The following is an 11,795-nucleotide window of genomic DNA, read 5'->3' as shown; positions in this document are numbered from 1 at the left end:
ATCACACTCCCTGCCCCGAAATAAAAATACGATGCTTCCACCACTATGCATCAACATCTCCATTCTTCCTTTTTACTTTTTCCATGGCTTGTGAAATTCATCCAAAAAAATAAGCGGCGGAACCCTCCGGCGCTTATTTTTTGACTGATTATTTTCCCATCGATTCAAGCAGACTGTTTTTCTGTTTGTCATATTCTGCTGTCAGCTTGTTGAACCGGGTGTTCTCCTCCCTGACTTTGCCATACAGGACATTAATTTTATCAACCTGGTCCTGCAGGGTTTTATAGTCAAGATTCTTATCCTTGAACATGGAGTACAATTCCTTGTCGGCCTTCAGGCTGTCTTTGTAATAAGCAAAGAGCCTGTCGTGTGCTTTATACCTGTCTGCCATAATGGATGCAAGTTTATTTGCTTTATCTTTGTCTTCTAATTCAGAAAGTGACTTTTTTATTTTTTTAAACTTATCTCTGGATTTTTGAAGTGCCTCATTTTCTTTTTGAATTTCGGAAGTCCGTGATGAGATATTTTTCTGGGCCTCATCAGATAGTTGGACGATTTTATCATAATCCTCCATTCCGAGACCTATGATCCTGTCATATATTGATTTTTCCTTCTCCTCCAGCTTCATGAGTGAGAGCTGCCGTTTAGAAACTTTGCTCTCCTCACCCGAGACAGCTTGAAGTCCATCCTTTACCTCGCCCTCCAGGCCGCCGCCCATACACCCCTGGAGGATGAATATTGAAGCAGCCAGCATCATGATCAGCCGCCGTGACTGTTGTCTTAGCATTTCCTTCCTCCCGTCTTTAGCCTGCATCTGCCCCAGGCAAAATAGCTTGATTACATTATAACAGCAATCCAATCCATTGAAACAGAGTAACCCCTGCGTCAGCCTGTACTCTTTTTGATATATGGGCGATAGCCTTCACCAGGAGGTCCGGCAGAGCATAGGCTGTATTAAATCCTGATTCATGTCAGAGCCCTTCCACAAAGGAGCAGAAGTCTTTATCAGGAGAAAAAAAGACAGGAGGAATTTCTTATGTACGGTTACGGTTATGGTGGATGCTGTTACCCTGTAGCATCTTACGGAAGAGGCTGCGGCTTTGGCAGGGGCTTTGCCCTGTTAGTCGTATTGTTTATTCTGTTAATTATCGTTGGTGCCTGCTTCCCATTCTAAATTTCAATCTGAGTTCATATAATTAAAAATGATGACTGTCCCGGTAACGGGGCAGTCCCTTTACACGAACTTCAAGTTAACATTTTCTAGATTATTTGCTACACTTGTTTTACATATTTTTTGGTTAAGCATGGGGGTTTTTATTTTGATCACAATGAATGACATAATCAGAGAAGGACATCCTGCCCTGCGCTCTGTAGCAGAGCCAGTCGAACTGCCTGCCTCTGAAGAAGAGAAGGAAATACTGCGAAGCATGATGGAATATATCCAAAACAGCCAGGACCCTGAAACAGCATTGAAGTACGGCCTCAGGCCGGGCATCGGCCTGGCAGCACCTCAAATTAATGTACCTAAACGGATGATCGCGGTACAGGTCCCCGATGACAAGGGAAATACAATCAGTTATGCGCTATTTAATCCAAAGATTGTAAGCCGCTCTATTGAAAAGAGTTACTTGACAGCCGGCGAAGGCTGCCTGTCAGTGGACCGCGATGTGCCGGGCTATGTTCCAAGGCATGCCAGGGTTACAGTCGAAGGAACGACCCTGGAGGGAGAAAATGTTAAGCTCAGACTCAGGGGCCTTCCCTCCATTTGCTTCCAGCACGAGATCGACCATTTGAATGGCGTAATGTTTTATGATCATATCAATAAGGAACAGCCTTTTGCACCTATTGATGGCAAACCGATTGAAAGATAAAATAAAAGTTTGTTCAGAAAAGAGCCATACAAAAAAAGCTATCCGGCCGGATAGCTTTTTTTATGGTCAGATCAAGCCCGCTTTTTTTAATCCGTAATAAATTCCATCTTCCGCTACATCACTGGTTACAAAGGAAGCATGCTTCTTCACTTCATCCAGCGCATTACCCATGGCGACACCATGCCCAACTGCTCCGAGCATTTCAATATCATTCAGGCCGTCCCCGAACGCATATACATCTTCAAGTCTGAAACCTGCTTTATCCATCAGTGCCTTAATGCCTTCCGCCTTTGATGCCCCTTTGGGGAGCACATCCATGGCCAGACGGTGCCACCTTATATATTTGAAAACAGAATGATGATCATAATAAAAGCCTTCTTCAGCTTCTGAACAGAAGAGCAGGGTCTGGTAAATTTCCCGGTCCCTATAGAACGAAGGATCCAATTCAGGGTGGGGAAATTGGAGCGTACCCATGCTCTCTATAATAAAGTCACTGTGCTTAACTGAAGACTTCATGGTTTGTTCATTCATGAATACCAGGGGATGCCCTTCTTTTTCAGCGGCGTCATGCAGCCTGGCAAGCTCCTGGGTGTTAAGCGGGTTCCGGCAGACAGCTTCCCCTTCGAATACCACATACTGGCCATTAAAACTGACAAACGTTTCTATATCAAGCTCTTCCCTGATGTAATCGAACATAAAAGGCGCCCTGCCTGTGGCGATGGCGACATACACCCCATTCTGCTGCAGTCTTTTGACTGCCTCCCTTGTACTGTCAGGTATTTTTTTATCATGATCAAGCAATGTCCCGTCAATATCAAAAAAAACGATTTTTTCCATTTTTCCACTTCCTCATAAAACAACTAAGGTAAAAAGGCTGCTTTTATTTATTAGGCTTTCTTCGCATACATTGTGGCAATTGAACAAGAAATCGGGTTTCGCTTAAGCCATTCGACCTGCGCGGGGCGGGCGGTGAGCTTCCTCGGCCTTGCCTGCGGGGTCTCCCTCACCTGTCCCTCTGCTCCAAGACCGGCGGAGAAAGATGCTTTAACTAGATTACTGCGGGCAGAATGAAAACACAAACTTTATTGAACCCAATAACTTTAAAAAACAGCCAACCGAAGGACTTATTGACTTATGACTCGCAGGCCGGAAGTCCTGAAGCCGGCTCCTCAGTCTCGCACCTGAACCGTAAATCCACTTGTTTGATAATTAAATTTCTTTCGGAACTCAACCGAAAAAACAACTTCTTTTAGAAAAAGACCTTTTTATATTATCTCATATTCCCTATACATAAAACAATTTTCCCTCTTGCCTGTCAATCTTATAGCATTGCACAACCAGCTGGTAAAAAACACCACCATAATTTTACCGGGAATAGGCATAAAATAGGATGGCAGCAATCCGGCCGGCACCTGCTTCATCGTCCGTTCGACAGGCAGCTTTCAAGAAAGTTGTTTCACTTTGTTGAATTTTCAGTTAAAATCAAGGGTAAGGAGTGATCCGCCATGCTAAAGAAATTAAGGAAAAAGCTTGCTGAACAATGGAAGGATTTACTTAGAAAAAAAACAATCGCATAAACTTTTTAAAAAAAGCCCTCCAAAACTTGCGAAGGGCTCTTTCCTTATTGTAAAGTACACTAAGTATACTAAAAATGGATGGGAAATTATTCTTTAAACCTTTAATTATTTTGTAAAACATGAAAAATTCCCTTTTATTATATATAATAAAGAAATAGTCAGCAGGAATGCGGTTTCAAGAACGCAGAAACCCAGTCCTTTAAAAACAGATAATATAGATTAAAATATATATTAAAACCAAGGTTGTTAGGAGAGATCAAAGATGATATTTAAGATTTACTACCAAGAGCTTGCAAGTGAGGTTCCAGTCCGCGAGGCAACTAAGTCGGTCTTTGTGGAAGGCGATTCAGAGCGGGATGTGCGCCAAAAGGTGGCTGACAGAAATTATAATGTCGAATACATCGCAAAAGTGAGCGGAAGTTACTTAACTTATGAAAAACAAAATGAAGACTTTAATGTATTGGAGCTATGATGATTTATGAAATTTGTAAAAAATGACCAGACAGCAGTATTCGCATTAGGCGGCTTAGGCGAAATAGGCAAGAACACATACGCCGTCCAATTTCAGGATGAAATTATCTTAATTGATGCAGGAATCAAATTCCCGGAAGATGAACTTCTGGGAATCGATTATGTTATTCCTGATTATACCTACTTAGTAAAAAATGCAGATAAGATAAAGGGCCTGTTCGTCACTCACGGGCATGAGGACCATATTGGCGGGATTCCTTACCTTTTGAAGCAGTTAAACATACCTGTTTACGGGGGCAAGCTGGCACTCGGCCTCATCAGGAACAAGCTTGAGGAGCACGGCTTGCTCAGGCAGACCAAGATGATCGAATTCCAGGAAGACGATGTGATTAAATTCCGCAAAACTTCCGTAACCTTTTTTAGGACAACCCACAGTATTCCGGACTCTTATGGAATAGTCGTAAAAACACCGAACGGCCAGATCGTCCATACAGGCGACTTCAAATTCGATTTCACACCGGTTGGCGAACCAGCCAACCTGACCAAGATGGCAGAGATCGGCAAGGAAGGGGTGCTCTGCCTCCTTTCAGACAGCACGAATGCTGAGGTGCCAAACTTCACGATGTCTGAACGCCGTGTGGGTGAGAGCATACAGGATGTTTTCCGCAAAGTGGATGGCCGGATAATTTTCGCAACTTTCGCTTCTAATATCCACCGGCTTCAGCAGGTAATCGCCGCTGCTGTAGAGCATGGACGCAAGGTAGCTGTATTCGGGCGCAGCATGGAGGCTGCCATTGATATCGGCCGAGACCTCGGCTATATCGTCTGTCCCAAGGATACATTCATCGATGCCCAGTCCATTAACAGACTGCCAGCGAATAAGGTGACGATTCTCTGTACCGGAAGCCAGGGAGAGCCTATGGCAGCCCTGTCACGGATTGCCAACGGAACACATCGTCAGATCCAGATCCACCCTGGCGATACGGTCGTATTTTCTTCTTCACCGATTCCAGGGAACAATATCAGCGTATCGCGTACGATTAACATGCTTTCAAGAGCGGGAGCAGAGGTCATTCACGGACCGCTCAGCGATATCCACACCTCGGGTCACGGCAGCTCTGAAGAGCAGAAGCTCATGCTCCGTTTGATCAGGCCAAAGTTCTTCATGCCGATACATGGGGAATACCGGATGCAGAGGATGCATGCAAATCATGCAGTAGACTGTGGGGTGCCTGAAGAAAATTGCTTTATCATGGATAATGGGGAAGTATTGGCCCTGAGTGAAGACAAAGCTGCTATTGCCGGCAAGATTCCTTCTGGTAATGTTTATATTGACGGAAGCGGGATCGGGGACATTGGCAATATTGTATTGCGTGACCGCCGCATCCTGTCTGAGGAAGGCCTTGTAGTAGTCGTTGTCAGCATCAATATGAAGGATTTCAAGATATCAGCCGGCCCCGACCTGATTTCCAGGGGATTTGTTTATATGCGTGAATCCGGAGATCTGATCAACGATGCCCAGGCCCTTATCGCCAGGCATCTGAATAAAGTGATGGAGCGGAAAACCACTCAGTGGTCTGAAATCAAGAATGAAATTACTGATACACTTGCTCCATTCTTATATGAAAAAACAAAGCGCCGTCCGATGATCCTGCCGATCATCATGGAAATATAAAAAAAGCCAGCCGGATCAAATCCGGCTGGCTTTCTTCATATGTTAAACCACCATCTGTTTTTCAAATTTGTTAATATCAGTGTCAGCACCAATCACAATCAATATGTCTTCATTCTGTATGGTTTCCTCTGCACTTGGAGAAACGATGATATCCTTATCCCTCTTAATGGCCACAATGTTGAGTCCGAATCTTGCCCGCACATTTAAATCCAGAATGGAATTGCCTGAGAGCTTCTTCCCGGCCCTGATTTCCACGATGGAATGCTCATCGGAGACAGCGAGATAGTCTAGCACATTGTTATGGACAAGACTATGCGCTATCCTCCTGCCCATGTCCCTTTCCGGGTGTACAATTCGGTGGGCGCCAATTTTCTGGAGCACTTTTTCATGATAGTCATTTTGAGCCTTGACAATGATATTAGCCACCCCAAGCTCATTCAGGATGAGGGTGGTAAGAATGCTGTTCTGGATATTATCTCCGATAGCCACGATCACATGATCAAAATTGCGGATGCCCAGGCTCTTCAGGACGGTCTCATCCGTAGTATCCCCCACGACAGCGTGGGAAGCAATATTTGCATATTCATTGACTCTTTCTTCATCGCTGTCAATGGCCAGTACGTTGATTCCCTGTGCAGATAACTCCCGGCAGATGCTGCCCCCAAAGCGGCCCAGTCCTATAATGGCAAATTCCTTTTTCATAAAAATCCTCCTGGATCATCAGCTGCTGCTGCTAAATAAGAGTCCTTTACAGGACTCTTATTATTATTTTACACCTTAATCAATCCAGAAACCACAATCCTTTCTTGGAAAAGCGGTTACTGGAGAGGGCCTAAACGGCAGCTTGGCAATTGCATATTCAGTAAGGGCTTCAGCCGGCATCCAGCATATTAAACTGAGCTTTTACTAAATTAAAATACTCTCCCCTGTGCTCCATCAATTCGGAATGACTTCCTTCTTCAAGAACTTCTCCTGATTTCAGTACAAAAATTTTGTCAGCATCCCGAATTGTGGACAGCCTGTGCGCTATGATGATTGAAGTCCTGCCGTTTAGCAGGGTCCGGAGTGCGTACTGTATTTTGACTTCTGTTTCGGTATCAATGCTTGCAGTCGCTTCATCCAGGATCAGAATCTTAGGGTCCGCCAGGAGTGCCCTGGCAAAGGAGAGGAGCTGCCTTTCCCCAACCGAGAGGATATTACCCCTTTCCTGCACTTCCGTATCATACCCTTGAGGAAGCTTTTCAATGAAGTCATGGGCACCTACAGCCTTTGAAGCTGCAAAGACTTCTTCATCTGATGCATCAGGCCGCCCAAAGCGGACGTTCTCAAGAATGGTCCCGGAGAAGATGAATGTGTCCTGGAGGACGATGCTGATATGCCTGCGGAGGCTGGATATACTCACATCCCTAAGATCATGGCCGTCAATCTTGACAGATCCTTGTGTGGGATCATAAAAGCGGCTGATCAGATTGGCAATTGTGGTTTTTCCCGATCCCGTATGGCCAACCAGTGCTGCTGTTGAACCTGCTGGAATTTTTAAAGAAATATCATTTAATGCCTTGCGGTCGGCTTCATACCCAAAATCTACAGAATCAAGCTGAATTTCCCCGCGCATATCATTCAAATCCAGGGCCTGCTCTGATTCGGAAACAAGGGGCTTCTCGTCGAGGAACTCAAATATCCTTTCTGAGGAAGCCATTCCTATCAGCAGCTGATTATAAACCTGCCCCAGGCGTGAAATAGGCTCCCAGAACATCCCAAGATAGAAAGCAAAAGAGACGAATACACCGATGGTAATGGTTTCATTCTGGATCAGGCTGGCACCGTACCAGATCAGGATAATCGTGCCTACAGCATTCGTCATTTCTACAAGCGGCCTGAACATGGCATTCTTTTTGGAAGCCTGCCTCCAGCTCTCAAAGTTTTCTCTGTTCACTTCATTGAAGAAGGCAATATTCTCAGGTTCCTGGGTGAATGCCTGTGTGACTCTGATTCCCTGAATGCTTTCATTCAGATGTGAATTCAGCTTTGACTGCCGCAGACGGACTACCTGCCAGCTCCTGCGGATATTTTTGCGGAGACTGGTTGATATGAAAAACATCAGCGGCAATATGATCATAATGGCCAGTGTCAGCTGCGGACTCAGGGTAAACAGCATAACCAGAATCCCTGCCAGCAGAATCACATCCATAAGGAGATTGATGACTCCATTTGTGAAGAGCTCCTGAAGGGAATTGATATCATTCATAATCCGGACAAGGATTGATCCTGCGGACCGCTGGTCGAAAAAGCGGTGTGACAGGGTCTGGACATGGGTGAACAACGCTTTTCTAAGATCATAGATGATGTTCTGTCCTAATGCATTCATCCATTTGATCCTGAAGATATTCGCCGCATACGAAGTTATATAAAGTGCCGCCAGAATGGAGACCAGGATGACCAGCCTATCGACATCTTTATTCTTAAGTGCCCCGTCCAGGGTGTATATACCTATTAAGGCAGGCACAGCCAGCCTCACAGCCGTTGTGATCAAGACCATTAAAAGGGCAAGCGGCAGAAGCTTTCTGGAATAAGGCTTCATATAGGTCATCAGCCTTGTCATCTGGCCCCAGTTAAACGGCTTTTCAATTATTTCTTCAGTAGAGTAATGAAATCTCTCCAGCACTTTTTTATTAACGATTTTTTTAGACAAAAGCTGCTCCCCCTTCTATTTGGATTCCTGTAAAATCCTTTCTCTGTCCTGATACTGAATATCATATATCCGCTTATACAGCCCGCCTATTTTCAGAAGTTCCTCATGGGTTCCCCTCTCTTCTATCCTTCCATGATTCAGGACTAAAATTTCATCAGCATGCTTCAATGAAGAAATTCTGTGAGCAATGATGAAGGTGGTTCTTCCTTTCATGACTGCAAGAAGGTCTCTCTGTATCTTAAATTCCGTCTCCATATCCACGGCACTTGTTGCATCGTCAAGGACAAGTATGCTTGGATTGATGCAGATGGCCCTTGCAATGGCAATTCTCTGCTTCTGGCCGCCGGAAAGCCCTCTGCCCCTTTCCCCCAGGACCGTATCATATCCATTAGGAAGCTCTTTTATAAAATCATGGGCCTGAGCCCGTTTCGCAGCTTCAATGATATCCTCCATACTTGCATCCGGATTTCCATAGGAGATGCCCGCTTTAATAGAAGAAGAAAAAAGAAAAGACTCCTGCAATACAAACCCGATGCTGCTGCGGAGTGTTTCAAGCGAGTAATTTTCAATCGGCCTGCCATCAATGAGGATTTCGCCGCTCTTTGGCTCATAGAAACGCGTAATAAGCTGGGTTATAGAAGTTTTCCCGCTTCCTGTGGGCCCAATCAAGCCGATAACCTTGCCTGGCTCCGCATGAAAACTAATTTCGCTGAGTGCCGGCTCATCTTCCTCTCCATAAGTCAGGGTGACATTCCTAAACTCTACCTCACCCATCAATGCCTGCATGGAAGGAGCATCCTCGCTATCCTTTACATTCTGTTCTTCATCCATTACCTCAAGCAATCTTTCGCCCGAAGCCTTTGCCTGGGAGAACATATTGATAACAAATCCGAGGTTTACGATGGGCCAGATGATATACCAGACCAAACTATAGAAAGCCACCAATTCACCGAGCTTCAAGGAGTCCTCAATAACTAAATATCCTCCATATGACAGCAGCAATACAACAGAGATATTCCCTATGAATTCCATAAGGGGAAAATATTTGGCCCATATTTCTGAAGTATGGAGGTATTGATTTTTATAATCATTATTAGAACGGTTAAATTTAGTGATTTCAAAGTCTTCCCTAGAAAGTGATTTGACCGTATTAATTCCGCTGATATTTTCCTGTACGGTTGTGTTTAGCTTACCAAACGATTTGCGGATACCCCGAAAGGCAGGATGGGCCGTTTTATCAAATTTATACACCACAATCGAAAGAAAGGGCAGTGCCAGGATTGTGACCAGGGTCAGCGACACCGAATAATAAAACATGACGCAAAGGCTGATGGCAATCAATAAGAAAAAGCGCAGGAGCTCCGAGAAACCATAGGATAGAAAAAAACGAAAGCCTTCTACATCCGCGGTCAGCCTGGACATTAAATCTCCCGTTTTAGCGTTATCATAATAGCGGTAAGGAAGGTACTGCAGTTTTTCATAAAGGGCATTTCTAAGCTTAAATACAGATATGATGCCGAACAGATCTCCAAAATATTGATTTATGTATGTAGCAAATCCTTTGACCGCCATTAATCCGATGAAGCTTGCTGCAAGAATCGGAATCCATTCGTACTTCCTGCCTATAACAACATCATCAATCGTTATCTGAAGCACAATGGGATAAAACACCGTTATCCCTGATACCAGCAGCAGAAAAGCCAGTGAAATATAAAAATACTTGCGATACGGCCAATAAAACTGTTTCAGCCTCTTAAAGGTTTCCAAACAGTTTCCCCCTTTCATTTTTAAAAGCCGGAAAAATACCGGGCATTCTAAAGAACACGCATTACTAAATATATCGGGTTTCGAAATAAATTACCATACTTTTTTTGAAAATTCTTTATTTTTTATAATCTTCCTTTCTTGTTGCCTGAAGGCAGCTGCCAAGAGTCAAGCAGATCGAGTTATTCTTTATCTTAATCACTATATGTACAAGGGAATCGTTTCAGCCAGTGAATATCATATACAGCGAAATAAAAAAGGATCTGGACTAAAAGTCCAGACCCCCTGCCAATTCTATGCTTCTTTATTCATTTCATCCAGGACACGATTCACACGCTTCTCGAGCATCTTCATGCCGCTGCCGCCTGCCTGGAAGTGGCGCAGGCTGCCGTCCTTGTCAAACACATAATAAGCAGGTACATATTGATTTTCGAATGAATCGTTTAATTTCAGTTCATTGTCAACAAAGATTGGCTGTGAAATGCCGTGCTCTGCGGCAGTTTCCTTGATCTTTTCCAAATCCAGGTCATCTTCCGAGCGCGGCATATGGACCGCCACGACATTCAGTTTGTCTTTGAAATCATCTCTGAATTGATTTACCTGCGGCATGGCCTCTTTGCATAAGTGGCAGCTTACAGACCAGAAGTGGATCAGTGTCGGCTTTTCCCCTACTAATTCTTCTCTGGTAACCTGGCCATTAAGCCATTCTGTCGCACCGGTCATTGCAGGCATAGGCTCTCTTAGTTTCATGTTTTTCCACCTCACTGATTTATTGTCTGCACTATCTTGATATGTTTATAAAAAAGGCCTGACACTTTATTCAGCGCCAGGATCCAGTTGGTTTGTCCATTCTAAGAACCTGGCAGCTAAGCGTGTGCCAGACTATTTTCCGGACATCCCTGTCCTGCGTGCATTTATAGGGTAGCTTGTCCAGGTCTCCAGTTAGCCGGGCATAATCCGCCAGTTTGAAGGGCCTGAAGGACACGCAGGGTTTCATCCACATCACGGCCGATGTTGTTATGATTTACAACAGAGTACATCAATTCACCTTCAGGGCTGATGATGAACAGCCCGCGGAGGGCAATACCTTCTTCTTCAATCAGCACACCGTATTCACGGGAGATCATGTGGTTTGTATCAGCAGCGAGCGGATATTTAAGGTCTCCAAGTCCGTTATCCTTGCGGTCAGTGTTGATCCAGGCAAGATGTGTATGTATAGTATCAGTGGATACGCCGATTACTTCTGCATCCAGATCTTCAAACTCGTCATAGCGGTCTGAAAGAGCTGTGATTTCAGTTGGGCATACAAATGTGAAGTCCATTGGGTAGAAGAAAAGCACTGTCCATTTTTCGTTCTTGATGTTTTCTTCCAGGCTTACTTTTCCAAATTCCTTATTAGACAGCACTGCTTCCATCTCAAAGCTGGGAGCCTGCTTGCCTACCATGCGTTCTGGCATCTAAATCCCTCCAAAGATAAGTGTAATGAGGGTGACAGCCGTCTCCCTCGTAAAAGGCTTTCATTCCATTGTTCATTATAGTAGAACACTGAAAAGGCGTCAATTTACAGCAGCCATCCAACCAGACCGGGCTGTAAACCGGCATCCAATCAGGCAATCTACCCTATCATTTACCGATCCATACCATTTTATTACAGAAGGATATACTTTTTTAAAAATAGGAAACAAATTCATAAACATAGTTATCCCTGTATTTTTTTGACGCTTTGATGTACGTTAGAAATATCT

11 protein-coding genes are annotated in these 11,795 nt (G+C 44.3%); 4 read left to right on the top strand and 7 right to left on the bottom strand.

Annotated features, from left to right (window positions below; genetic code table 11):
* Positions 1-148: 148 nt before the first annotated feature.
* Entirely contained in the window at positions 149-787 is a 639-nt protein-coding gene (locus V1501_RS06550) for a YkyA family protein (RefSeq protein ID WP_409292021.1), read from the bottom strand.
* 249 nt (positions 788-1,036) lie between these two features.
* Here V1501_RS06550 and V1501_RS06545 point away from each other — a divergent pair, with 249 nt between their 5' ends.
* Both V1501_RS06545 and def read left to right on the top strand, forming a co-directional pair.
* On the top strand, positions 1,037-1,174 hold the full coding sequence (locus V1501_RS06545) for a YjcZ family sporulation protein (RefSeq protein WP_409292020.1): 138 nt from the start codon (positions 1,037-1,039) through the stop codon (positions 1,172-1,174).
* Positions 1,175-1,319: 145 nt separating this feature from the next.
* Positions 1,320-1,871 carry a peptide deformylase gene (gene def / locus V1501_RS06540; protein ID WP_409292019.1) on the top strand — a complete coding sequence of 184 codons (552 nt, stop codon included), beginning with the start codon at positions 1,320-1,322 and terminating at the stop codon, positions 1,869-1,871.
* Positions 1,872-1,937: 66 nt separating this feature from the next.
* Here the strand turns inward: def and V1501_RS06535 are convergent, their stop codons facing one another.
* A complete protein-coding gene (locus tag V1501_RS06535; RefSeq protein WP_409292018.1) occupies positions 1,938-2,708 on the bottom strand; it encodes a Cof-type HAD-IIB family hydrolase in 771 nt (256 codons plus the stop codon).
* 1,002 nt (positions 2,709-3,710) lie between these two features.
* Here V1501_RS06535 and V1501_RS06530 point away from each other — a divergent pair.
* On the top strand, positions 3,711-3,920 hold the full coding sequence (locus tag V1501_RS06530; RefSeq protein ID WP_409292017.1) for a DNA-dependent RNA polymerase subunit epsilon: 210 nt from the start codon (positions 3,711-3,713) through the stop codon (positions 3,918-3,920).
* A gap of 6 nt (positions 3,921-3,926) precedes the next feature.
* Positions 3,927-5,594: a ribonuclease J1 gene (gene rnjA / locus V1501_RS06525; protein ID WP_409292016.1), complete on the top strand. Its 1,668-nt coding sequence runs from the start codon at positions 3,927-3,929 to the stop codon at positions 5,592-5,594.
* Positions 5,595-5,636: 42 nt separating this feature from the next.
* Here the strand turns inward: rnjA and V1501_RS06520 are convergent, their stop codons facing one another.
* The 5 genes from V1501_RS06520 to V1501_RS06500 all read right to left on the bottom strand — a co-directional run bounded on the left by V1501_RS06520 (position 5,637) and on the right by V1501_RS06500 (position 11,507).
* Complete coding sequence (locus V1501_RS06520; protein ID WP_409292015.1) at positions 5,637-6,296, bottom strand: potassium channel family protein; 660 nt, start codon at positions 6,294-6,296, stop codon at positions 5,637-5,639.
* A 169-nt stretch (positions 6,297-6,465) separates the two neighbouring features.
* On the bottom strand, positions 6,466-8,286 hold the full coding sequence (locus V1501_RS06515) for an ABC transporter ATP-binding protein (RefSeq protein WP_409292014.1): 1,821 nt from the start codon (positions 8,284-8,286) through the stop codon (positions 6,466-6,468).
* Between the two features lie 15 nt (positions 8,287-8,301).
* A complete protein-coding gene (locus V1501_RS06510; RefSeq protein ID WP_409292013.1) occupies positions 8,302-10,053 on the bottom strand; it encodes an ABC transporter ATP-binding protein in 1,752 nt (583 codons plus the stop codon).
* 291 nt (positions 10,054-10,344) lie between these two features.
* A complete protein-coding gene (locus tag V1501_RS06505) occupies positions 10,345-10,800 on the bottom strand; it encodes a TlpA disulfide reductase family protein (protein ID WP_409292012.1) in 456 nt (151 codons plus the stop codon).
* 164 nt (positions 10,801-10,964) lie between these two features.
* Positions 10,965-11,507 (bottom strand): peroxiredoxin, encoded by a 543-nt coding sequence (locus V1501_RS06500; RefSeq protein WP_409292011.1) that lies wholly within the window; start codon positions 11,505-11,507, stop codon positions 10,965-10,967.
* Between the last annotated feature and the right edge of the window lie 288 nt (positions 11,508-11,795).

It is taken from the genome of Paraperibacillus esterisolvens (genome assembly GCF_046237625.1).
In the GTDB taxonomy this organism is placed as follows: domain Bacteria; phylum Bacillota; class Bacilli; order Bacillales; family DSM-1321; genus Paraperibacillus; species Paraperibacillus esterisolvens.
This window is presented reverse-complemented; position numbering and strand designations above follow the sequence as displayed.